This is a genomic window from Pseudoxanthomonas sp. SGNA-20 (assembly GCF_003931635.1).
Classification (GTDB): domain Bacteria; phylum Pseudomonadota; class Gammaproteobacteria; order Xanthomonadales; family Xanthomonadaceae; genus Pseudoxanthomonas.
Genome location: NZ_RRYK01000006.1, coordinates 1 through 22,813 on the forward strand (window position 1 = coordinate 1; position 22,813 = coordinate 22,813).

The following is a 22,813-nucleotide window of genomic DNA, read 5'->3' on the forward strand; positions in this document are numbered from 1 at the left end:
GCTCTTCGTCGCCACGTTCGGGGGTGGCGGTCAGGCCCAGCAGCTCCAAGGGTGCCAGGTGCTCGATGAGCTCCCTGTACGTGCGTGCGGCGGCGTGGTGGAACTCGTCGATGATCACCACGTCGAAATGGTCGGGTGCCAGGTGCTGCAAGCCGCTGGCCGTCAGGCTCTGGATCGACGCGAACACATGCTCGAAGCGGGCAGGGCGTGCGCCGCCGACCCATAGCTCGCCAAATGCCGGGTCGCGCAGCGCATGCCGGAAGGTGGCCAGGCTCTGTTCCAGGATTTCCTGGCGATGGGCCACGAACAGCAGCCGCGATCTTGCCAGGCGTTTGCGCAACCGCTGGTAGTCCAGCGCGGCCATGACGGTCTTGCCCGTGCCCGTCGCGGAAACGAGCAGGTTGCGGTGGTGGCCCTGTAGCCGCGACAGCTCGATCAGCTCCAGCAGCCGCGACTGGAATGGCTCCGGGCGGATTTCGACCGGGCTTAGATAGACCTGCGGGCCTTCCGCCCGGCTCCGGGTCAGCTCCTGGAACTCGTCCGGGTCGAAGTCGCGGAAGTCGTCATGTTGCCAGTAGCTCTCGAACACGGCCGAGAACTTGTCGATGACGTCCGGATTGCGGGCACCGGAGACACGCACGTTCCATTCCAGGCCCGTGACCTGGGCCGAGTGGGTCAGGTTCGAGGAGCCGATATAGGCCGTGGAGAAACCGGAGTGGCGATGGAACAGCCAGGCCTTGGCATGCAGGCGGGTACTGGAGGTGTCATAGGACACCTTGATCCGCGCACCGAGGTCGCGCAGCGCCTTTAGCGCCGATAGCTCGGTGGAATTGGTGTAGGTGGTGGTCAGAACCCGCAATGGCCGGCCCTGGTCCACGTGCTGGCGCAAGAGCTCCAGCAACGGACGGATGCCGGTATTGCGCACGAACGCCATCAGCACGTCGATGCGGTCCGCCGAGGCGACCTCGGAGCGGAGCTGGAAGCCGATGTGGGGCTCGCCCGGGGCATTGGTCAGCAGCGTCGTGTCCAGCAGCGGAGTGGCTGGCGGCGGGATCTCCTCCGGCTGGCTATCGGGCCGGAAGGCGACAACCGCCCGGAGCAGGTCGCCAGCGGGCGAGAGCCGGTCAGTCGCTTCCACCCCGCGACCTTGGGCGGCCAGCAGCTCGGCGATTTCGCGCGCCAGCCGGGTGCCCACCTGGACCCGTTGCTTGCTGTCCAGGGAATCGATGGCCCGGCGCACCAGCGACGCCAGATGCAGGGCGATGCGATCGGCCGCCTCCGCCGGATGCAATGCTTCCCGTACGGGCTTGTGTCGGGCATCGAGCTCGGAAAGGGCGTCCTCGAGCGCCTCGGTGACCAGTTGTTCGTACAGCCCGCGATGCAGTCCCGGCATGCGCGCCAGGCTACCAGTTTGGCGGCGGAAATCACCTGCTCCACGTTGGGGGACGGATGGGATGGAGCATGCCTGTGACCTTTGCCCCATGGACCCAGGCGGCCACGGCGCTAGGTTCGTGATGACCGTGCCGGCTACCGACTCGAACGGAGTGCGACCATGGAGCGAATCCCACGCTGCATCCCGCCGTTGATGCTCGGCCTGCTGCTGGCCTTGCCGCCGGCGTCCGCCGCTCCCCCCGTGGCGCCGGGCTCGGCGGTGGAAACGCAGCTGGGACCGCTTATGCGCCCGGAACTGCGCAGCGAGGTCCTGGTGGTTGGCACCGCGCACCTGGCCGGCATCGATTGGATCCAGCCGGCGCACCTGGACGGCGTGCTGGACCTGTTGGCGCGGTTCGCGCCGACGCGCATTGCGGTGGAGCGGCTGCCGCCGGACGAGGTGGCGCTGCTGCTGGAGCGCGCTGCGCATGATCGCGGTGCGCAGCAGGTGCTGGACCAGTTTGCCGGGCCGATCGTCACCCACGGCCGTGCCATGCAGCAGGCGTTGGGCGTGGACCGCGCCATGGCCCGGTCGAAGGCCGAGGCGCTGCTGGCGGATGCGGGCGGATTGGCCGAGCCGGCGCGGGTGGAACTGGTGGGCCTGCTGCTGGCGGCCTACGAGTTCGATTCGGCGGCACTGCAGTGGTCCTACCTGTCTCCCGAAGCGAGGGCCAGGGCGCAGGTCGTGCCGGAGCCCACCCGGCAGGCCCTGGACCAGAGGCTGGCGGCCAGCGACGAGATCGCGGCCTTGGCCATGCCGCTGGCGCGGCGACTGGCCCTGCAGCGGCTGGATCCGGTGGATAGCCAGTACGAAGCCGTGCGGACGTTGGCGCTCCCGGAGACGGCGCTGGAGGAAGCCTCGCGCCAGGCCTGGGGCGAGGAGTGGCGGGCGACGCCGGCGGCCCGGCGCATGCAGCACCTCTTCGACCAGGCGGCGGAAAGCCACGACATGCTTGCGCTGCTGCGCCAGCTCAACAGCGAAGCCGTGCAGCGGGACGACGCCATGCAGTGGCACGGGTGGCTGGTGCAGGACCGCGCCGATGGCGTGCACCGTTTCTGTTACGCCATGTGGGAACTGCGCAACCAGCGCATGGCGGCCAATGTGCTCGACGTGGCGGCGTCGCCGCGGCCGGAGCGGGTGATGCTGCTGGTCGGGGCCTCGCACAAGGCCTTCGTGGACCGCGCCCTGGCGCCTCATCTTGGAATCTCGCTGGTGCAGCTGGCGGATCTGGAGGCCAGGGGAGGGGCCCGCTGAGCCCTGCAGGCCGGTTATCCCGTTCTTCGCCCGCTGGTCGGGCAATGTGACGCCAATCGCGGTTTGGCTGTTACATTCGCTACCTTGTCCTGTGGGACAGAGGGGGACATCGTGGAACGGGATCGATGGCTTGCCCGCGACCGGGGCGGGTCGATGCGTGACCGCGGGGCGACCCGTGACTGGCCTGGCGCAACGCCGGAGCATCGGGGGCGATCGCCATGAGGACCTGGATCCGGCCCTTGGTGGTCCTGGGCATGGGCATGCTGGCGGTGTTCCTGGCCGCGGGCCCGGAGGCTTCGGGCGATACCGGCCAGGAGCCCCGGCTTGCGCCCGCTGCCGGGCAGACCGTCGCTGCCGCCACGCCGACGGAGGGAAGCGCGCCGGCCGCGGAGGGAAGTTCCTGCCGCAACCCCTTGCCCTGGCAGGCGGCGCACAGCCACGTCGGCACCACGGTAGCCCTGCAGGGGCCGGTGGTGCGGGTGATGCTGCGCGACGACCTGCGCGGCAAGCCGGTCTTCATCAGCGTGGGCCAGCCGTTCCCGTCGCGGCAGCGGCTGGAGGCGGTGATCTGGGAGGACCATCGCTACGCGTTTGCCTCCCTGCTCAAGACCCGGCTGGAGGGGCGCGAGGTATGCGTATCCGGCCACGTCGGCCTGCGCGATGGCGTGCCGCGGGTGGTGCTGAAGGCCGCTTCGCAACTGCAGCTGGCCGCGCTCTGACGGCACGGCGCGACGTGCAGGACGCGGCGGCTTCCCCTACGCTTGCCGCCCGACCCGCACGAGACCGCGCCCGATGCCGTTCCGGATCCGCCTTCCCGCCCTGGCCCTCGTGATGCCCGGCATGCTCGCGATCCTGCCGGCGATGGCGGGGCAGGAAACGCCGGCGGGTCGGCAGGCGGCTACGGCGCCGCGCTTCGCTTACGCCTATGAGGCCCCGGCCTCGCCGGACCTGCGCCAGATCCACCGCCGCGTGCGCGAGGTGGACCTGCTGCGGCAGCTGCCGGAGATCCAGGCCATCGACGGCATGTTCGCGCTGCCGCGCCCGTTGCGTTACGTGGCCGCCGAGTGCGGCGAGTTCGGCGCGTTCTACCGCCCGGACCGGGCGGAAGTGGTGCTGTGCTACGAAACCCTGCGCACGCTCTACGAGCGCGGCGTGGAGCACCAGCAGGCCCTGGGCCTGGGCAAGGAACACCCGCTGCGCTACGTGCGCGCCAACGTGCGCTTCATCGTGCTGCACGAGACCGGGCACGCCCTGGTGCACCTGCTCGACCTGCCGGTCACCGGCCGCCAGGAGGATGCGGTGGACCAGCTGGCGGCGATCCTGATGCTGCGCTTCGCGGCGCTGGACGAAAGCCCGGAGCAGGTCACCGAAAACCTGGGCCTGGCCGCCAACTGGATGCTTTCGCGCAGCACCGGCGCCTACAACCTGGAAGCCTATGCCGACGAGCACGCGCTGGCCGAGCAGCGCTACTTCAACCTGCAATGCATGATCTACGGGACCGACCCGCAGGCCTTCGCGCACCTGGTGGACACCGGCGACCTGACCGCCGCCCGTGCCGCGCACTGCCCGGACGAGACCCGTCGTGTAACCCGCGCCTGGGTGCGCCTGCTGGTGCCGCACCTGGCGCCGGGACACGAGGCCTACCACCAGGAGGCCATGCGCTACCTGGAGCGGACCCGCACCCAGGATGGGCCGATGCCGGCGGTGATGCCGGACGTGGAGTCCTGAGTCCGCGCTGCAGTGACGCCGCGTTCGGGGCTACGGCCTGGCCGACCAGGACTGGCGCCGTATTCAGCCTGATCTGGCTGCCCGTGTCTGACCTCGGCAGGCGGCCGATGGATCTTGGGCCAGCGCCTGGGGAGGGCGTCTGGGGGGGGCACCATGCAACTGACGGACTGGAAGCGGATCCTGGTCGTGGCCCTGCTGTGCCTGGGCGGTTACGCCCCGGCGGAGGCGGCAGGAGGGGACCCGGTGTGGGGCCAGTACGCATCACTGCCAGGCCGTACCGCGGCCGCTGGGCCGGACGGCTACCGCCTGCGCTGGTACTGGGCCAGGGAAGGCGAGGAGCTGGTCCAGGAGTACGTGAACCCGGGCGATGGCCGGGTCGCGCACAGCGACCGCATCCGCCCTGATACCGCACCCGGAACCCTGCTGCTCACCGGCTCCTACATGGGTGGCAAGCAGTGGCGGGGCACGGTGCAGGAAGACGGGCAGGTGCTGTTCGTCGGCGTCGGCCTGCTCAAGTTCACCTACCTTGCCGGCTTCAACGATGCAGGGCAGTGGGAAATCCGCCGTGCCAAGGTGAAGGATGGGCGGCCTGTGTCGGTCGAGCCGGCCACGCGCTACAACCGTTTCTTCTTCGAGGCCGACGGCGGAACCGGGCAGGATGCCGTCGCGGTGGCCGAGGCCGGCACGGCAGGCAACGAGGACAGCGCCACGCAGCCCCGGCTTCCGGCAGAAGGGCTGGCCGCGGCATTGCCGGACGAGGCGGCAGACGAAGTGGCGGATTCTTCAGGGGTTGCCGCGGCAGCCCCCGGCCCGGGCCCGGCGATGCGCGAACTGGAGCGGTTCATCGGCAACAGGCTGCTGGCCGCCGACGGCAAGGGTGCCGTGCAGCTGCGGCGGGAAGGCGGGCACCTGGTCATCGAGCTATGGGACCAGGACGGGCAGTCGCTCGGACGCTACGTGCTGGCGGCAGCCGGCCGGAAAGGTGACAAGCTCCAGATGCTGGAATCGGCCTTCGGCTACAAGCGCCTGTTGAATGCGCACTGGTTCGGCAACGACCAGTTGCGGCTGTCTTCGTATTCGGGAGCGTTCTCCGGTTACGGGGTACGTCTCCGCCTTGTCGCCCGTGCCGACGGGCTGCTGGTGATACGGGAGAACCTCGACGTCGGGCTGTGGGGCGATGAGCCCATGTCGGTGTCCCGCACGGTGCACTACGACTTGCCTCCCATGCCGGTGCTGGAGGGCGAGGCGCTGGCGGCGCAGAACGCCTTGAACCGGGGTTACTGGCAAGCGCTGGTCAACTCCGAAAGGAACGCGGTGGAACCCGGGCAATGGCTGCTGCCCAATGGCGAAGCGGCCATCCAGGTCAGCGAGACTACGGGCGGCTTCCGGTCCAGGTACGCCTCCCTCGGCTACGGGAGCGCGTTCACCGAGCAGCTCACCACGGTGGTGTTCGACGATGCGACCGGGACCTGGACCGTCAAGGGGCCCGGTCAGCCGGACATCCGCGAGTACGTGGAGGCCTTCGATGGCCAGACCTGGAACGTGCGCACGCTGCCAGGCCAGGGTGTGACCCCGGCCCAGGCCATCGCCCACAGCCGCAGGGTTGTCGTCACCGCGCACACCCTGGTCCTGACCACCGACACCCGGCGCCAGTTCCAGTGGATGCCGAACGGCGAGGTCTCGGTGACGATGACCAACGCCATCAGGCGCAAGCAGGCCAGGGACCAGCAGTGGATGGCAGAGCTGCGGCAGGCGCAGGCGGAAGCGGCGGCACGCGAGGCGCGCTGGGCGGCCGAGGCGGCGGCGGAAGCCGAATGGAACCAGCCGGCGCAGCCTTCCGCTGCCTGGCTGGCGCTGGAACGTGCGGTGGACGGGGCCAAGGCGCGCGAGGCGCAGTCGCGCGCGGACCTCCATGCAACCTATGCCGACGTCAACCGGCGCGCAGCCGAGCAGCGTGCCCAGCAGGCGGCAGCCGAAGCCAACGCCCGTGCCGCGCGTGATGCCGCACACGCGCGCGAGGTGATGCGCCAGGAGGAGCTGGCGCGCCAGGCGCGGGAACGCGAGCGCCAGGCCCTGCAGGCGCGGCAGGCCGCAAGCCAGGCGCAGGCGTACGCCGCCAATGCCGCAGGCACTCCTGGCGCCGCGGCGTCGGCCTCGGCGTCGGCGTCGGCACAGGCCTCGACCCGCGAGCGCGCCGATGCCTGCGTAGGACAGCCCGTGACATCACCGCACCAGTGCGGCAGTACCAGCGGCCTGAAGGGCATCGTCTCCAATGAATGCGGCGCGCCGGTCGACGTGCGCATGTGCTTCATGACCGCCGGGGGCTGGGACTGCCAGGTACGGTATGGCCTGGCACCGCATGCCACCTGGGAGCCGGGGCTTTGCAGTGCCAACGGCGGCGGGGTGTTCCGCTCGGTGAGGTACAGCGACAGCAAGGAGCCGCTGGCGACGCCCTGAGCCGGGCCAGGCTGGACGAAAACGCGAAGCAGGTACGGCGCCGGGTTGCCCCGGCGCACTGCGGGTCGGCTTTACTGCGCCCTGCGGGTCACCTTGCGCACGGCGGCCTTCATCCCGGTCTTGGCCCCGGCCACCGCCGAGACCAGGGTCGAGGCACTGGAGGCTTTCCATTCCTCGTAGGCCTCGTCGAATTCGGCCAGCTCCTGCGCGGTGAAGAGCTTGCGCGCCATGGCGAACATCTCCTTCTCCTCGTCCCTGGCGTGGTGGTCGATCAGCTCGCCGAACACCTTCACCCGGCCGGCGAACTGCGGCGTGGTGACGTCGGCGGCGTGCACGTCCGGGATCACGGTCTTCTCGACCGCGCGGTGTTCCTCGACGGCCTCGGCATGGATCTTCAGGCCCTCGCGGTTGGCGCGCTCGGCGAAGGCCGGATAGAACACGGTCTCCTCCCACTTGGCGTGGGGCATCAGGTTGGCCTCGATCTTCCCCAGCAGCTCGGTGCGCTTCCTGCCGGCGCGGTCGCTGGTCTGCTCCATCTGTTCGAACAGGGCGCGCAGCTCGTCGTGCTCGGCCTTGAGGGTGCGGAGGATGTTGTGGGTCGCCGCTGCCATTGCGGCCTGACAGGAGAGATCAGCATGTGCAGGAACGGAATCCATTGCCTGCTGGCGGCAGGCCTGATGGCCCTTGCCACGCCGGCGGACGCGGCCGACCTGGCCATCGTCGGCGGGCGGCTCCAGCCTTCGCCATACGAGGCGCCGATCGAGAACGCGGTGGTCCTGGTCAGCGATGGCCGGATCGAGGCGGTTGGCCGCGCTGGCGAGGTCGCCATCCCCCGCAGGCACGCGGACGCTGGATGCCAGCGGCAAGGTGGTGGTGGCCGGGTTCTGGAACAGCCATGCGCACCTGCTGGGGCCGGCCTACCGCAATGTCGGCAAGGCCCCGGCCGCGAAGCTTGAGTCCACCCTGCGCGAGCAGTACGGGCAATGGGGTTTCACCACGGTCTATGACCTGGCCTCGGCACCGGGCGAGGCCCAGGCGCTGGTGCGCCGGATCGAGGCCGGCGAGGTCACTGGTCCGCGGGTGCTGAGCACCGGCGTGCCGTTCTTCCCGGCGGGAGGCACGCCGATCTATGTCCGCGGCCACGACCTCGGCATCGAAGGCGACGTGGCGGAAGTGGTTGATGCCGAGGCCGGTCGCAACCGCGCGGGCGAGCAGCTGGCGCAGGGCGCGCGCGGGGTGAAGCTGTTCACCGGCTCCATCGTCGGCGGCAGCGAGGGTGTGCGCCTGATGGATGCCGCGGTGGCCAGTGCGATCGGCAAGGTCGCCCGTGACCGCGGGCAGCCGGTGTTCGCCCATGCCACCGATGCCGGCGGCCTGGTCGTGGCCCTGCAGGCCGGGGCCGATGTGCTGGCCCATGCCACGCCGGCATCCGGCCCGTGGGATGCGGCGACGGTGCAGCGCCTGGTCGCCGAAGGCGTGGCCCTGGTGCCGACCCTGGCCATGTTCGAGCTGGAAATCCGCCGCGAGCAGGTGCCGGAGCCGGTCGTCCAGCGCTTGGTCGGCAATGCGGAGGCGCAGGTGGCGGCGTTGCAGGCCGCCGGCGGCCAGGTGCTGTTCGGCACCGATGCTGGCTACATCGAGGACTTCGATACCACCCGCGAACTGCAGCTGCTGGCCGCGGCCGGGCTCGACTGGCGCCAGGTGCTGGCCAGCCTCACCACCGCGCCGGCGCGCATGTTCGGCGAGGCCGACACGCGCGGGCGCATCGCGCGGGGTTTCGCGGCCGACCTGGTGGTGCTGGGGGCGGACCCGGAGCAGGGCGTGGAGGCGCTGGCCGACGTGGCATACACCCTGCGCGCCGGCGAGCTGATCCACCGCGCGGACTGAGCGATCCCGCCAGCCGCGCCGATGCGGGCAGGGCGCCCGCGCGGGCGCTTGCCATGGACGAAGCCCTCCCCGCACCTGCCGGAGAGGGCTTCGCGCCGGGTCACTTTGAGGCCGGCCTGCCTTCGGCAATCTCGGCGATCAGCCTGGCCACGCCCTGCGGATCCTCCTGCTGGGCGACGTGGCCGCCGGGGAAGGTGCGGATGCCCCAGCCGCGCTCCTGGGCGCGCTGCCAGCCGCGGTCCATCTTCGCGCGCTCCTCCAGGGTCTGGCCCTCCGGCACGAAGGCGACGTAGGTCGCCGGCAGGGCGCGCGCGGCCGGGTTGCGGAAGGACACCGGCTGGCTGAAGCACTTGATCGAGTGCTTGACGCTGTACGGCGGCTTGTCGCCGGGCTTGACCCACGGCACCTGCATGAAGCCGTCCTTGAAGCGGTCCGGCGGCAGCGGCTGGTTGGCCCCGAAGATGTCCCACAACGACTGCCCGTCCTCCGGCACCGCCGCGTCCAGGAAGATCACGTGCGCCAGGCGCTCGGGAATGCGGTCCATCACCCCGGTGACCACCATGCCGCCGTAGCTGTGCCCGGTGAGGACCACGTCGTGCAGGTCCTCGAACAGGATGGTGTTGACCACGTCGTTGATGTGGGTCTCCAGGTCCACCTCGGTGCTGTTGAGGTGCTCGCGCTCGCCCAGGCCAGTGAGGGTCACGCGGTAGACGGTATGGCCTTCGTCGGTCAGGAAGCGGGCGGTGCGCTTCCATTCCCAGCCGCCGGCCGTGGCGCCGTGGACCATCACGAAGGTCTTCTTGCCGTCGGCGGCCAGCGCGGGCGCGGCGAGGGCGGCAAGCAGGGGCAGGCTGCAGAGCAGGGCAAGGATGCGGCGGAACGGTGTCGCCATCGATCGGGCTCCGGAGTGGAAAGGCCGGCGAAGCTTGCCATGCCACGCGGGCCACAAGCGGGCCGACACCGGTCGCCATCGCGGATTGGAATCGTGGGATAGCAAAGCCTGGATCGCAGCGGCCGGCTTCGCGCGCCCGTCATGCTCCCCAACGGGCTCTGACCGCGGATCGGCCCGGCGTGCCGATTACACGCTGCCGTCCGCGCCGCGCCGATAGGGTGCGTCGCCATGAATACCGCAGCGACCCAGCCCACCGTCCGCCCCGCCCGCGGCGGACTCTCCGAACGCTTCCTTGCCTTCATCGACGATCCCGCCTTCCCCTGCGTGGGTTCCAAGGCGGCGCTGGCGCGCGGCGCGATCGAACCGCGCGAGTTCGGCCGGCTGGGCGACCGCCGCAACGACGCGCCGCTGCTGGACGCGCTGGTGGCCTTCGCCCGCGGCATCGACGCGATGGATCCGGACGACACCACGGTGCGTTCCTTCGTCGCCCTGTTCGACGGCCCCTGCGACACCGACGAGCGCCGCTTCGAGGCCATGCTGTGGTCGCAGCTGCAGCACCTGCACGACCTGGACGCGCGCCGCGGCACGCCCTGGGCCGCGGACGTCAGCCGCGACCCGGACGACCCGCGTTTCAGCCTCAGCCTGGGCACGCATCCGTTCTTCGTGATCGGCCTGCACCCGGGCGCCTCGCGCATCGCGCGCCGCTTCGAAGTGCCGGTGCTGGTATTCAACTCGCACCGCCAGTTCGACCGCCTGCGCGCCGACGGGCGCTACGCCAAGATGCAGGCGGCCACGCGCAAGCGCGATACCGCGCTGCAGGGCAGCATCAATCCCAACCTGGCCGATTTCGGCAGCGCGCCGGAAACCCGCCAGTACAGCGGCCGCAAGGTCGAGGCGGACTGGACCTGTCCCTTCCACGCGAGGAAGCCGCGATGACGGCGGGCGAGACCATCCGCATCCCGCCGTGCTCCGGCCATGCGGTGGAGCTGGACGCCGGCGACGAGCTGGTGGTGATCGATCCGATGGGCCAGCAGGTCAGCGACCTGACCGCGTTCTGCCGCGAGGACCTGGACGAGTACCTCTCTTCCGGGCGCAGCATCGACTACGCCTCCCGGCTGTGGCTGAGCACCGGCGACGTGCTGTACTCCAACCGCAGCCGGCCGATGTTCACCATCCTCGAGGACACCTGCGGCCGCCACGACTTCACCCTCACTCCGTGCTCGAAGGAAATGTTCGAGAAGCTCTACGGCGAGGCGGAAGGCCGCCCGGGCTGCGAGGGCAACCTGGCGCGGGCGCTGGCGCCCTGGGGCGTCAGCCGCGACCGGGTGCCGGTGGCATTCAACATCTTCATGCACGTGGCGGTGGAGGCCGACGGCCGGATCGCGGTGCTGCCGCCGCTGAGCAAGCCTGGCGACCACGTACGCCTGCGTGTGGAAATGCCGCTGGTGGTGGCGATGACCGCCTGCTCGGCCGGACAGTCCAACAACTTCCGCTACAAGCCGATCGACTTCCGCGTGGAACGTGCGCGGGATCGCAGCGCAGGCTGATCGGCCGGGCCAGAATGGGCCGGCCCCGTGCCGGGGCAAGTTCGACGGAGGGCCAGGGAATGACTGTCCGGATCCAGTGCCGTTGCGGAACGGTGCAGGGGGAGATCGAACCGTCTGGCGTGTACGCGCGCCTGACCTGCTACTGCAGGGACTGCCAGGCCTGGGCGCGCTGGCTCGGTGGACCGGGCCTGGTGGACGACCGCGGTGGCTCGGACGTGCTGGCCGTGGTGCCGGCGCGGATGCGCTTCACCCGCGGACTGGAGCAGCTGCGCTGCGCCACCTTCAGCGGGCGCGTGCTGCGCTGGTACGCGGCCTGCTGCCGCTCGCCGCTGGCCAATACCGCAGCCGACCCGAAGGTGCAGTACGCGGGCGTGCTGGCGACCGCGGTGGTCTCGCCGGCCGAGGTGCAGGCACTGGCCGGGCCGCCGGGGCGCGTGGTGGCCAACCACAAGTCGGCTACCGGGCCGGTACGTGCCACCCCGCTGGCGCTGGCCGGCGCCGTGGTCCAGGTCGGCTCGCGCATCATCGGGGGCCGCTTGCGCGGCGTGCGCCGCTCGCCGTTCTTCGACGATGCCGGGCAGCCGCTGCGCGTGCCGGAGCGGATCAGCCCGCCGCCGGCCGCCGAAGCGGTACGGTAGGCGCACATCCGCGCGCCGGAGGAGCCATGCACCGCGAACTGCTGCCGCGCGACCTCGGCTTCGAGGTCAGGCCCGGCGACGAGGCTTCGCTGTTCGCCTGGTTCCTGGCGGCGTTCCTGTTTGGCAACCGGATCAGCCACGCCGCGGCCGCGCGCACCTGGCAGGTGATCGTGCGCGAACACGGCTGCGACACGCCCGCCCGGCTGTGCGCGTGCAGCCACGCGCAGCTGGTACGGATGCTGGGCGAGGGCGGCTACCGGCGCTACGACGAGTCCACCGCCAGCCGCCTGGCGCAGCTGTGCCGCACCCTGCTGGACGACTACGGCGGCGGCATCCTCGGCGTGCACGCGGCGGCCGGCGACCGCGCCGAGTTCGAACGGCGCCTGCTGGAATTCCGCGGCGTGGGCCCGGTCACCCTGCGCATCTTCATGCGCGAGGCGGGGCCGGCGCTGTTCGGGGAGGGATGAGCGCCGGCCCCGCCGCGTGCACGTCCACCAATGGCGTTCGTGGCCGGGTGGTGGCGCCGCGGCTCAGATCCGCCGCTGCGCGGCGGCGGTCAGGCGGATGATCTGGCCCGGGTCGTCGGTGCACAGGTAGATCGCGCCGTCCGGTCCCACCACCGGTTCGTAGATCCGGCCCGGGCTGCGGAAGATGACCTCCTCGTGCAGCACCCGGTCCCCGTCCAGGGTCAGCAGGCGCAGCTCGCGGCGGCCGAGGGTGCCGACCAGCAGCTTGCCGTTCCACAGCGGGAACTCGTCGCCGCGGTAGAAGGCCAGGCCTGCGGTGGCGATCGAGGGCCGCCAGTAGTGGCGCGGCTGCTCCACGCCTTTGGCGCGGGTGTGCGGGGTGATCTCGTTGCCGTCGTAGTTGATGCCGTAGGTCACCACCGGCCAGCCGTAGTCGCCGCCGGCGCGGATGACGTTGAGCTCGTCGCCGCCGCGCGGGCCGTGCTCGGTGGCCCAGATACGCCCGGTTTCGGGATCCAGCGCCAGGCCCTGGGCGTTGCGGTGGCCGATGCTGTAGATCGTCGGCAGCACGCCCTCGCGCCCGAACGGATGCCCGGCCGGGGTGCCGTCGCCGCGCATGCGGTGCATCTTGCCGGCCGGATCGGCCGGGTCGCGCGCCCGCTCCGGGGTGCCGCGGTCGCCCACCGGCATGATCAGGTGGCCGGTGGAATCGAACAGCAGGCGCCCGGAGTAGTGCCAGGCATGGGCGTCGTAGCTGGATTCGTCGGCCTGGAACACCACCTCCTCGTCGACCCAGGCGTGGTCGCGGATGCGCCCGCGCACCACCCGGGTCATGGCCCGGATCTCCTCCTCCGGCGCGCCGGGATTGAGTGCATGGCTGTAGCTGAGGTAGATCCAGCCGTTGCGTGCGTAGTCCGGGTCCAGGGCCACGTCGAGCAGGCCGCCCTGGTTCCAGCGGTGGCTGCTGGAATACACCTGCGGGGTGCCGGCGACCGGGCGCGGGTCCAGCACGCCATTGCGCACCACGCGCAGGCGGCCGGCGCGCTCTACCACCAGGGCGGTGTCGCGGTCGATGAAGGCCATGGACCAGACGGTCTGCAGGCCATCGACGAACACTTCGGCGCGCACCGCGTAGTCCAGGGTTTCGACCACGCCGGGCACCGGATCGGACTGGCGTGGCTGCGGCGGTGCCTCCTCTTCCGGCGTGGTGGCGCGGGTGGGCAGGAAATCGGCCAGGGCGTTGATTTCCGCTTCGCCGAGGGTGCCGCCGAAGGCCGGCATGCCCTGGGACGGGATGCCGCGGCGGATGATGCGCTCGATGTCGCCGCGGGTGCCGCCGTAGCGGTAGGTGGCCGGCGACAGCGGCGGCCCGAGGCTGGTGCCTTCGCGGTTGGGGCCGTGGCAGCCGGCGCAGTTGCGCTGGAACAGGGTGGCCCCATCCGCGGCCTGGGCCCGGGCAGGGCCGGGCAGCAGCGCAAAGAGAGCGGCCAGGACATACAGGAGACGGTAACGGTGCATGGACATCCTCCCTTGCAGGCAGCGCGGCGTCGTGCCGCCTGCGCCGATGGAAGCGCCGCGACCGCCACGGGCAAATGGAGGGAAGCTGCGGTTTTGCTATAGATTCGATGCAGGCGCCGGCCGGAACGGGAGACCGTGAGCGAGTACAGGGCCATCGGCAGGATCGAGGACGCGGCTGTGGCGGGCGGGGCCGGCGCCGGCGCGGACTTCACTGCCGGCGAAGCCCTGGTCCAGCCCAGCCTCAACCGCATCACCGTGCGCGGCCAGGTCCACCAGGTCGAGCCCAAGGTGATGCAGGTGCTGCTGCTGATGGCGGCGCGCCCGGGCCACGTGGTCGGCCGCGAGGAGTTCCTGGACACGGTCTGGGCCGGCACGCTCGGCGACGACTACCTGCTCAACCGCGCCGTTTCCGAGCTGCGGCGGATCTTCGGCGACGACCCGCGCAGCCCCCGCTACATCGAAACCATACGCAAGGGCGGCTACCGCCTGCTCGCGCCCATCGCGCCGGCACGGGTGGCGATGGCGGTGCCCGACCCGCGGCCGGCCCCGGCGCCCGGCCCGGCCAAGGCGCCGGCGCAGCCCGCGCCAGCTGCGCCCGCCACCGGCAGGGCGGGGGCGCCGGCCCGGGCGTGGTACCTGCTGCCGTTGCTGCTGGCGGCCGCGGCGGTGGTGGCCTGGCTGGCCTGGCGCGACGGGCCGGTGGCGGGCGATGCGGTGGACGCGCAATGGGAGGTGCAGCCGTTGACCAGCTACGTCGGCCGCGAGGTGGAGCCGGCGCTGTCGCCGGACGGCAGCCGCGTGGCCTTCGTCTGGGACGGCGGCGGCGCGGGCGGGCTGGACGTCTACGTGAAGACGGTGGGTGCCGAGGACACGCTCAACCTCAGCCGCAGCCCGGGCGACGAGCACTATCCGCTGTGGCTGCCGGACGGCCGCGGCCTGCTGTACGCGCGGGTGGACGCGGATGGCCTGGCGGTCATGCGCGTCGCCGCGCTCGGCGGCGCCTCCACCCGGGTGCTGGCCGATCCGCAGGTACAGGCCGTGCGCGGCATGGCGATCTCGCCGGACGGACGCTGGCTGGCCTATGCCGCGCGCGCGGCCGCCGACGCGCCGTACCGGATCGTGCTGGCGGCCATCGACGGCAGCGAGCGGCGCGTGCTTACAGAACCGCCCGGCGGCACCCTCGGCGACCTCGACCCGCGCTTCGCCCCTGACGGCAGCTACCTGGTGTTCGTGCGCGCGACCAACGAGGTCACCCGCGACCTGTACCGCACTGGCCTGGACGGCGGCGCGGCCACGCGCCTGACCTTCGACAACCGCAAGCTCAACGGCGTGGCCTGGTCGCCGGACGGCCGCCGCCTGCTGTTCACCTCCACCCGCTCGGGCATGTATGCGCTGTGGTCGGCCGCCCCCGACGGCAGCGACCTGCGCCAGCTGGCGCTGGGCAACGAGGTGGTGCAGCAGCCGGCGACCGCGGCCGGGGTGGAGGCGATCGTGTTCGAGCACTGGGCGCACCGCTCGCAGCTGCGCCTGGTGGACCTGGAGAGCCGCAGCCCGGTGGACGCCGGCCCGTTCCTGCGCAGCACGCGCTGGGATTCCAGCCCGGCGTGGTCGCCAGACGGGCAGCGCATCGCCTTCAGTTCCAACCGCGGCGGCCCGCATGCGATCTGGGTCAGCCGCAGCGATGGCCGCGAGGCGGTGCAGGTGGCCGGCTTCGGCGGCGCCTTCATCGACAATCCGGCGTGGTCGCCGGACGGGCGCTGGATCGCGTTCGATGCAAGCCCGGACGGCACCAGCGCGATCTACCTGGTCGCGCCCGACGGCGGCCCGCCGCGGCGGGTCACCACCGGCGCGCGCGATGCGCGGCATCCGGCCTGGTCGCGCGATGGCCGCTGGCTGTACTACGAGTCCAACCACGATGGGCAGTGGCGGGTCATGGCCCAGTCCCTGGACGGCGGCGAACCGGTGGCGCTCGGCGACGGCCCCGGCGAGCGGCCGCGCGAATCGGCCGACGGCCGCTGGCTGTTGTATGCGCGGCCGGATACCGGCGGGATCTGGCGCATGCCGCGGCTGGACTGGGCGCGCCAGGCGCCGCCGCCGGCCACGCGCCTGGATGTGGACCTGGACGCTGGCGACGTCGACCGCTGGGTCCCGGCCGCGGCGGGCATCCATTACGTGCGCCGTCCGCAGCAAGGTCCGCCGCGGCTGGCCCTGTTCGACCCGGACAGCCGTACGCGCCGCGACCTGCTGGTGTTGCAGCCCGGTTTCGAGGGCTGGGGTTTCCAGGTCTCGCCCGACCAGCGGCGGCTGCTGTACTCCGAACCGCTGGCACACGAGAGCGACCTGCGCATGGCGGTGTTGCGGAAGTCGGGGAGCGAGCGGCGGGCCGGACCGTGATCGACGTCGCGCGCGCACGGGAACCTGCGCTGCCTGCGGCCTGTCCGGAACCCTAGGCCCCCACGCAGGTACCTCCCGATGTTCCGGACGACCGCGCTTTCCCTGTTCCTTGCTTCCGCAACGCCATCACCAGCCCCGCCATCGCCGCCGATCCGGTGGCGCAGGACGGCCCGGTCCACCAGCTGCGCATCTACCGGATCTACGACCAGACCCGGATCGCCTTCCACGAACGCTTCCGCGACCATGCCGCGCGGCTGATGGCCCGGCACGGCTTCGACATCGTGGCGATGTGGGAGGCGCGCACGGAGGAGGGGCCGGAGTTCGTCTACCTGCTGCGCTGGCCGGACGAGGCGACCATGGTGGCGGCCTGGGAACGGTTCATGGCCGACCCGGAATGGGCCGCGATCAAGCGCGCCACCGCGGCGCGGCACGGGCGCTTCGTCGGCGACATCGAGGACCGCACCCTGCGCCTGGTGGACTACTCGCCCCGCGGCCGCGTGCGCTGAGGCGCGCGGGCCGGGGCATGCGCGGCGCGCAGGCCGGCTGCTATGGTGGACGGCCCGCGGGCACCTGCCCATGACGACGCGAAGAGGGGGAAAGCGCATGTCCGGAATCCGCCTGCTTGCCGGTCTCTGCCTGGGCCTGATGGCCCTGTTGCCGCAGGCCATGGCCCAACCGCCGCTGTCGGCGCACGAACAGGTCGTGCGCATGGGCGCCGGCGTCAACGTGCTGGGCTACGACCCGTACTGGCAGCCGGGCGGGCAGGGCAACTACCGCGAGGAGCATTTCGCCAGGATCCGCCAGGCCGGCCTGGGCACGGTGCGCGTGGTGCTGTTCACCTTCCCGCACCTGGACCAGGACAACCGCCTCGATCCGGCCTGGCTGGAGAAGCTGGACCAGGTCCTGGCCTGGGGCAGGAACAATGACCTGCAGGTGATCCTCGACGTGCACGACTTCAACGATTGCGTGAAGGACGTGCCGGCCTGCGAGGCGAAGCTGGTCCAGGTCTGGACCCAGCTGGGCGAGCGCTATGCCGCCCAGCCCGATTCGGTGGTGTTCGAGCTGCTCAACGAACCGCACGGAGCGCTCGACGCCAGGGCCTGGAACGCGCTGTTGGCGAAGCTGCTGCAGGTGGTGCGCAAGACCAATCCCACCCGCAACGTCGTGGTCGGCCCGACCCGCTGGAACAACCTCGAGGAGCTGGACACCCTGCGCCTGCCGGAGGACGACCGCCACCTGGTCGTCACCTTCCACTACTACGAGCCGTTCGCCTTCACCCACCAGGGCGCCAGCTGGGTGGAGCCGCAGTTCTCGGAAAAGACCGGCGTGCGCTTCACGCCGGCGCAGGTGGCGAAGATCGAGAGCGACTTCGACAAGGTCGAGGCCTGGTCGCGAAGGCACGGCCGCCCGATCCTGCTGGGCGAGTACGGCGCCTACGACAAGGCGCCGATGGAGGACCGGGTGCTGTGGACCCGGACCGTCGCCCGCGCCGCGGAGAAGCGCGGCTTCGCCCACCTGTACTGGCAGTTCTCCAGCGACTTCGTGCTTTACGACTTCCAGCGCGAGGACTGGGTGGAGCCGCTGCTGCACGCTGTGGTGCCGCCGAAGCAGCAGGACTGAGACGCGCGCCTGCGGCCGCGGTGGAGGACGCTCCGCCCGCGGCCGCTCAGCGCGTGGTGTAGGTGGCGTTGCCCAGGCCGGTGCCGATGGTGAGCACGCCCCAGCAGCGCACGTCGTGCATGCGGTCCAGTTCGCTGAGACCCTGCACCACCGCGTCGTTGTGCATGACCACCGCCGGTGCGCGGCCGCCGACCGGTTCCAGGTACGCGGCCAGCGCATCGGGCAGGTGGAACGGGCGTTCCCAGTCGCCGGGCAGGTTCTGTGCACCGGCCGAGATCGAGCCGTCCGGCTCGATCGTGCCCGGGCAGGCGATGCCCACGAACGGAGCCAGCTTCAGCCCCAGGGTGCGCGCCATCGCCGCCAGGCCGTTGAGCATGGCCGCCATGCGCCGCACCGCGGCCTCGCGGTTGGGGCGGTCGCTCTTGTGGCGCCAGACCATGCTCTCCAGTACCTGGCCATGTCCGCCGGTGGGATCGTGCCGCAGCCGGTGGCGGACGATGCCGCAGCGCAGCTTGGTGCCGCCGATGTCCACGGCGAGGAAGGCGTCATGGCCGTGCAGTTCCTGCGGCAGCAGCGGCGACCAGCCAAGCAGGCCGCCCTCGTCCGGATCGTGGCGCAAGGGCAGCAGGCCCACCCCGGTATCGGCCAGCTCGAGCTGGCGGATCGCGCGGCGCATGGCCAGGCCGCCGGTCTGGTGCTCGGGGAAGCCGCCGCCGATCACGATGCGCTCCACGCCGCGCCACTCCGGCCGGGCCATGAACACCTGGACCACGTAGCACAGCTGGCGTGCGTATTCCTCCACCGCCAGGTGCATGGCGTGCGAGGCATCCAGCCCGCCGCCGACCAGGACCAGGTCGATATGTTCCTTCTTCAGTGCGCGCGAGGGCTTGCGGCCAAACGGATCCTTCGCGGTGAGGTGGTGTTCGCGCGCCGCGTCCACCAGGCCGCGGAAGGCGGTCTGGCTGGCGCGGTCGCCGATGAAGCCGTCGCCCTGTGGATCGGGCACCGACAGGCTGTAGCCGTCGATGTCCAGGCCGGGCAGGTGTACCGCGGCATGGCGGCCGCGGTCGTCGGGGCGGGCAGGGGCGCGGCGGGGACGGGCCATGGGCAGGTCCGGACGGAAGGCTGGCCCATGCTGGCCGGGTGGCGGTGAGGCCGCGGTCGAGGCCATGCCCGCCGCCATGGCGCGCGCGCGGCGTTCACGGCCCGGCACCGAGCATGCCGGTTCCTCCCGCGGAAACGATGCGATGGCCCACGATTCCCAGCGCCGCCAGCCGGCTCCATGCCGGGGCGGCAGCGACGTCCATACCACCGCCTTGCGGATCCGCGCCGGCAAGGTCTCCCTGCGTGCCAGCGCGTGCATTTCCACCCGCGGCCTGCTGGCCGTGACCGGCCTGGTGGTGGGCACCCTGCTGTCGAGCGCCGCCATCGTCGCGGTGGCCACGCGCAAGCTGCCGCAGGGGACGATGCCGGCGCGGAGCAGGCGCAGCCGCGGGTAAGCCTCAGGGCGCGGGGCCGGCGAGGGTGAGGTCGCCCTCGCGCTCGCCCGGCACCAGCTTCCACCCTGGCTTGAGCGACAGTGTCCAGCCCTCGCCACGCAGGCCGTCGCTTCCGGCCGGCAGCGCCACCACCGCGCGCTTGCGGTCGGCATGGACCAGGGCCGCACCGCCGTCCACCACCAGTTCGCCCCAGCGGTCGCCCAGGCGCAGCTCGGGATAGACCGTGCCGACATCGTCCAGCGCGGCCACGGTCTGCGGGTTCATCTGGAAGCGGGTGGACTGCAGCGGCAGCACCAGCACCGGGCCTTCCAGCAGCGACCTGCGCCAGCCGGCCAGCCGTTCCTGGCGCTGGCGCTCGCGCGCCTGCTCGGCGGCAAGCACCTCGCCGTCCGGATCGTAGCGGCGTTCGCGCGCCGCCAGGCCGGTGGCCGCATCCGGATCCAGGCGCAGCGCGGCGGCCAGCATCCGCCCGAGGTCGGCGTCCGCGTCCAGCTTGCCGCGCCAGGCCGGATCGGCTTCGTCCAGCAGCAGGCCGTAGGCCGGGCCACTGGCATAGGCAAACGAGCGCACGAAGCCCGGTGCCTCCATGAACGCGGCCAGCGAGTACACGCCGTGGGCGCGGCGCTGTTCGGCGAAGGCCAGGCCCGCGCGCACGCCGGTGTACTCGGCCAGGCCCTCGTTGATCTCCAGCGCGGTCTCCCCGTGCGCGGCTTCCGGGAACAGGCGCCGGCGCTCCGCGCGGAAGGCCAGCGCCGAGGCGACGTGGTCGCGGCGCTGCGCCGGATCCTCGGCCATCAGCGCGCGCGCCAGGGCGCGCCATTCCAGCTGCAGCAGGTACCGGCCCTGAAATGTGTCGAGGTGGCGGTTGCCGGCCTCGCCGCGATCCAGGCCCAGCTCCGGCTGGATGCGGTGGAACAGCTCATGGACCAGGGTGGTCCGCAGCATGTTGGGATCCTGGGGCACCGGCCACAGCAGCTGGGTCCAGCGGGTGCCGGACCATTCCATGGCGGTGTTGGACATCACCGCGTCCGCCGGCAGGGTGCCGGTGTACACCGCGCCCAGCCGGACCAGCACGCCGCCGGCATCGGCGTGGCTGGCGACGACGCCGGCGTCGGCGGGATCGACGAGCATCACCGGGCCGCACAGCGAGCGCCCCCACAACGCGCCGGCCTCGGCCTCGCACAGGCGCCGCGCTTCGGCAAACACGTGCTCGGCCACGGCCGGGTCCGGCGCGGCATCGGCGGCGGGAATGGAACTGGCCAGGGCCAGCACCAGCAGGGACCGGGCCTGGGGTCGGATCGAGGGCATGGACGGTCTCCGGCACGGCAGGGGACAGGTGCGGCGCGACCATAGCACCGGCGCCGACAGGGAAGCAGCCACGCCGGATTCCACATGAACGCGCCTGCCTTCCTGCGTGGCCGGAGCGGGTACTCGCGTTAGGATGCGGATTCCTTTCCCGCCACCTTCCGGTTCCCGCATGCGGGCCAGCTTCCACTACGCCCGCGCGGCATGAATCCACCGGCGACGCCCCCACCGTCGGCGGACGTACCGCGCATCGACCGCCTGCAGCCCTGGCTGGCCGCGCTGGCCAGCGCGCTGCTGCACCTGCTGATGGTGCTGCTCCTGCTGAAGGCAGCCGAGCCGCCGCCGGTGGTGACCTCGCCGCAGGGTGCCTCCAGCGCCGGCCGCATCCGGGTGGATTTCGTCGGCCAGCCGCAGCCCGGTCCCGAGTTGCCGGACGCGCCCGAGCCGGAGCCGGTGGAAGCCGCTCCGCCGCGGCAGCTGGATGCGCGGGAGCTGGCCGATCCGCGGCGCGTGCTGCTGCCGGCCGATCCGGAACCGCGGCCGCAACCGCCGCAGCCGCAACCACGGCCGCAGCCGCGCCGGGCGCAGCCGGCGAGCGTGGACGCGCCGCGCCCGCCGCATCCGTGGAACGGGCGCCCGCCGGGAACGGCGGAAGAGGAACTGGTGCCGCAGGGCAACAGCCGCGAGGCCGGCGTGGTCGACAACAACGGCCGCCCGGACCAGGTGGATACCGGCGGCGAGCCGACCATGGACGTGGGCGGCTACCAGGTGGTGTACGAACTGATGGCCGAGCAGACGCTGCGCGACTGGATCGCGCAGGGCATGACCGAGGTGGCGATCCCGTTGCCGGGCACGCGCCAGCGCATGGTCTGCCCGGCGGAGGTGGCGCTGCGGCGCGGTGCCAGCAAGTGCCGCATGCTGGATCCGGCCTCGCCGGAGATGATCGGCGTGGGCGATGCGCGCGAGGTGATCAGCGTGCGCTACGTGTTCCACCTCGGCAAGCTGGTGTGGCGCGGGCCAGGGCCGTACCGCTGACCCGCGCCGGGCAGGCTCAGGACTTCTTGCGGTCCAGGTAGCCGTGCATCTTCAGCCACGCGGCCCAGGCCTCGAACCAGCCGGTGCTGGTGGTCTCCTTCTGGTACATGCCGAAGCCGTGGCCGCCCTGCTCGTAGTAGTGGAACTCGACCGGACGGCCGGCCTTCTGCCAGCTCTCGACGATGCCGAAGCCCTGGTTGCTGAACAGGCCGTCGTCGGCGGCCAGGGCCACGAACATCGGCGGGGCATCGGCCGGCACCTTGTCGACCGCCGAGATCGGGCCGTAGATGTTGCCGATGAAGGCCGGCTTGGCGTCCTCGCCATGCAGGGCGGTGGTCAGGGTCAGCATCGCGCCGGCGGAGAAGCCGATCATGCCGATGCGGTCCGGATCGATGTTCCATTCCTTGGCGCGGCTGCGCACCAGGGCGAACGCGGCGCGCGCGTCGGCCAGCTGCGGGGCCAGCATCTTGGCCGCATCGAACGCACCCGGGTCGCGCGGCGGGCGCGGGCCGGACAGCATCTGCCGGATCGACTCGGCGAAGCCCTCCAGGTCGGCCGGGGTCTGGTTGAGGCGGTACTTGAGCACGAACGCGGCCACGCCCTCCTTGTTGAGCGCGCGGGCCACGTCCCAGCCCTCGTTCTCCATCGACAGCGAACGGAAGCCGCCGCCCGGGGCGACGATCACCGCCGCGCCGGTGGCGATGGCCGGATCCGGCAGGAACGGGGTCAGGGTCGCCTCGGTGACGTTGCGGGCGAACATGCTGCCGTACTGCTTGTGCCAGGCTTCCGGATTCTTCGCGTCCGGCAGCGGGCCGGTAGGCAGCTTGATCGCGTTGGGCTGCTCGGGGATCGGGATCGGGGTCATGCGGTCGTCGTTGGCGCTGGCCGGGGCCAGGCCGGCGCCAACCAGCAACAGCGCCAGCAGCAGCGGTCCGCCGCTGCGGCGGATGGCCTGCCTGGCATGCCCGAAACAGGAATTCAGTGGCATTGCGTCTCCTCCCTCTGGTCGTCCGTGTCGTTGTGGTCGCGGCCCGCGCCGGGTGGCCGCCGCCTTCGTGCGCGGGCAGCGCGTTCGTACTGGATGCGGGGCGCGGCGAGCATAAGCCAGGGCAGGGGCGCGATTGGGCCGGTATAGGAAAA

The 22,813-nt window shown here is 71.7% G+C and carries 21 protein-coding genes; 14 read left to right on the forward strand and 7 right to left on the reverse strand.

Annotation, left to right across the window (positions count from 1 at the left end):
- The coding region (locus EIM48_RS11060; RefSeq protein WP_125111658.1) for a DEAD/DEAH box helicase family protein at positions 1-1,393 on the reverse strand (1,393 nt) is incomplete at its 3' end.
- A gap of 159 nt (positions 1,394-1,552) precedes the next feature.
- Between EIM48_RS11060 and EIM48_RS11065 the strand changes: the two genes are divergently transcribed.
- From EIM48_RS11065 to EIM48_RS11080, 4 genes are all read left to right on the forward strand, one after another.
- Positions 1,553-2,686: a DUF5694 domain-containing protein gene (locus EIM48_RS11065; protein ID WP_125111659.1), complete on the forward strand. Its 1,134-nt coding sequence runs from the start codon at positions 1,553-1,555 to the stop codon at positions 2,684-2,686.
- A 218-nt stretch (positions 2,687-2,904) separates the two neighbouring features.
- On the forward strand, positions 2,905-3,405 hold the full coding sequence (locus tag EIM48_RS11070; protein ID WP_125111660.1) for a hypothetical protein: 501 nt from the start codon (positions 2,905-2,907) through the stop codon (positions 3,403-3,405).
- A 121-nt stretch (positions 3,406-3,526) separates the two neighbouring features.
- On the forward strand, positions 3,527-4,414 hold the full coding sequence (locus tag EIM48_RS11075) for a DUF4344 domain-containing metallopeptidase (protein ID WP_233581680.1): 888 nt from the start codon (positions 3,527-3,529) through the stop codon (positions 4,412-4,414).
- Between the two features lie 153 nt (positions 4,415-4,567).
- Positions 4,568-6,871 carry a hypothetical protein gene (locus EIM48_RS11080; protein WP_125111662.1) on the forward strand — a complete coding sequence of 768 codons (2,304 nt, stop codon included), beginning with the start codon at positions 4,568-4,570 and terminating at the stop codon, positions 6,869-6,871.
- Between the two features lie 71 nt (positions 6,872-6,942).
- Here the strand turns inward: EIM48_RS11080 and EIM48_RS11085 are convergent, their stop codons facing one another.
- Positions 6,943-7,482 (reverse strand): hemerythrin domain-containing protein, encoded by a 540-nt coding sequence (locus EIM48_RS11085; RefSeq protein WP_125111663.1) that lies wholly within the window; start codon positions 7,480-7,482, stop codon positions 6,943-6,945.
- Between the two features lie 193 nt (positions 7,483-7,675).
- On the opposite strand from EIM48_RS11085, the gene EIM48_RS11090 reads away from it, so the two are divergent.
- The gene (locus tag EIM48_RS11090) at positions 7,676-8,758 is read left to right on the forward strand and encodes an amidohydrolase family protein (RefSeq protein ID WP_233581681.1); all 1,083 of its coding nucleotides are present in this window, start codon (positions 7,676-7,678) and stop codon (positions 8,756-8,758) included.
- A 100-nt stretch (positions 8,759-8,858) separates the two neighbouring features.
- Here the strand turns inward: EIM48_RS11090 and EIM48_RS11095 are convergent, their stop codons facing one another.
- Positions 8,859-9,650, reverse strand: a complete 792-nt coding sequence (locus EIM48_RS11095) for an alpha/beta fold hydrolase (protein WP_125111664.1) — start codon at positions 9,648-9,650, stop codon at positions 8,859-8,861.
- A gap of 228 nt (positions 9,651-9,878) precedes the next feature.
- On the opposite strand from EIM48_RS11095, the gene gntA reads away from it, so the two are divergent.
- From gntA to EIM48_RS11115, 4 genes are read left to right on the forward strand one after another with little or no spacing between them, the layout of a single operon-like run.
- A complete protein-coding gene (gene gntA / locus EIM48_RS11100) occupies positions 9,879-10,586 on the forward strand; it encodes a guanitoxin biosynthesis heme-dependent pre-guanitoxin N-hydroxylase GntA (protein WP_125111665.1) in 708 nt (235 codons plus the stop codon).
- Positions 10,583-11,197 (forward strand): urea carboxylase-associated family protein, encoded by a 615-nt coding sequence (locus tag EIM48_RS11105; protein WP_125111666.1) that lies wholly within the window; start codon positions 10,583-10,585, stop codon positions 11,195-11,197. Before gntA ends, EIM48_RS11105 begins: the two co-directional genes overlap by 4 nt.
- A 59-nt stretch (positions 11,198-11,256) precedes the next feature.
- The gene (locus EIM48_RS11110; protein WP_083852364.1) at positions 11,257-11,835 is read left to right on the forward strand and encodes a DUF6151 family protein; all 579 of its coding nucleotides are present in this window, start codon (positions 11,257-11,259) and stop codon (positions 11,833-11,835) included.
- Between the two features lie 26 nt (positions 11,836-11,861).
- On the forward strand, positions 11,862-12,302 hold the full coding sequence (locus EIM48_RS11115) for a DNA methylase (protein WP_028915000.1): 441 nt from the start codon (positions 11,862-11,864) through the stop codon (positions 12,300-12,302).
- Between the two features lie 63 nt (positions 12,303-12,365).
- On the opposite strand, the gene EIM48_RS11120 is transcribed toward EIM48_RS11115, so the two are convergent.
- Entirely contained in the window at positions 12,366-13,820 is a 1,455-nt protein-coding gene (locus EIM48_RS11120; protein WP_158675208.1) for a PQQ-dependent sugar dehydrogenase, read from the reverse strand.
- Between the two features lie 135 nt (positions 13,821-13,955).
- On the opposite strand from EIM48_RS11120, the gene EIM48_RS11125 reads away from it, so the two are divergent.
- From EIM48_RS11125 to EIM48_RS11135, 3 genes are all read left to right on the forward strand, one after another.
- Positions 13,956-16,214 carry an LpqB family beta-propeller domain-containing protein gene (locus EIM48_RS11125; protein ID WP_125111668.1) on the forward strand — a complete coding sequence of 753 codons (2,259 nt, stop codon included), beginning with the start codon at positions 13,956-13,958 and terminating at the stop codon, positions 16,212-16,214.
- A 155-nt stretch (positions 16,215-16,369) separates the two neighbouring features.
- A complete protein-coding gene (locus EIM48_RS11130; protein ID WP_233581682.1) occupies positions 16,370-16,720 on the forward strand; it encodes an NIPSNAP family protein in 351 nt (116 codons plus the stop codon).
- 97 nt (positions 16,721-16,817) lie between these two features.
- Positions 16,818-17,834: a glycoside hydrolase family 5 protein gene (locus tag EIM48_RS11135; protein ID WP_233581683.1), complete on the forward strand. Its 1,017-nt coding sequence runs from the start codon at positions 16,818-16,820 to the stop codon at positions 17,832-17,834.
- A 46-nt stretch (positions 17,835-17,880) separates the two neighbouring features.
- Here EIM48_RS11135 and EIM48_RS11140 read toward each other — a convergent pair whose 3' ends face one another.
- On the reverse strand, positions 17,881-18,939 hold the full coding sequence (locus tag EIM48_RS11140; protein ID WP_125111669.1) for an ROK family protein: 1,059 nt from the start codon (positions 18,937-18,939) through the stop codon (positions 17,881-17,883).
- Between the two features lie 142 nt (positions 18,940-19,081).
- Between EIM48_RS11140 and EIM48_RS11145 the strand changes: the two genes are divergently transcribed.
- Positions 19,082-19,333, forward strand: a complete 252-nt coding sequence (locus EIM48_RS11145) for a hypothetical protein (protein ID WP_233581684.1) — start codon at positions 19,082-19,084, stop codon at positions 19,331-19,333.
- A gap of 3 nt (positions 19,334-19,336) precedes the next feature.
- Here EIM48_RS11145 and EIM48_RS11150 read toward each other — a convergent pair whose 3' ends face one another.
- Complete coding sequence (locus tag EIM48_RS11150; protein ID WP_164544190.1) at positions 19,337-20,641, reverse strand: hypothetical protein; 1,305 nt, start codon at positions 20,639-20,641, stop codon at positions 19,337-19,339.
- Between the two features lie 201 nt (positions 20,642-20,842).
- Between EIM48_RS11150 and EIM48_RS11155 the strand changes: the two genes are divergently transcribed.
- Positions 20,843-21,673 (forward strand): hypothetical protein, encoded by an 831-nt coding sequence (locus tag EIM48_RS11155; RefSeq protein ID WP_019397067.1) that lies wholly within the window; start codon positions 20,843-20,845, stop codon positions 21,671-21,673.
- 16 nt (positions 21,674-21,689) lie between these two features.
- Here EIM48_RS11155 and EIM48_RS11160 read toward each other — a convergent pair whose 3' ends face one another.
- Entirely contained in the window at positions 21,690-22,661 is a 972-nt protein-coding gene (locus EIM48_RS11160) for an alpha/beta hydrolase (RefSeq protein WP_125111671.1), read from the reverse strand.
- Positions 22,662-22,813: the final 152 nt, after the last annotated feature.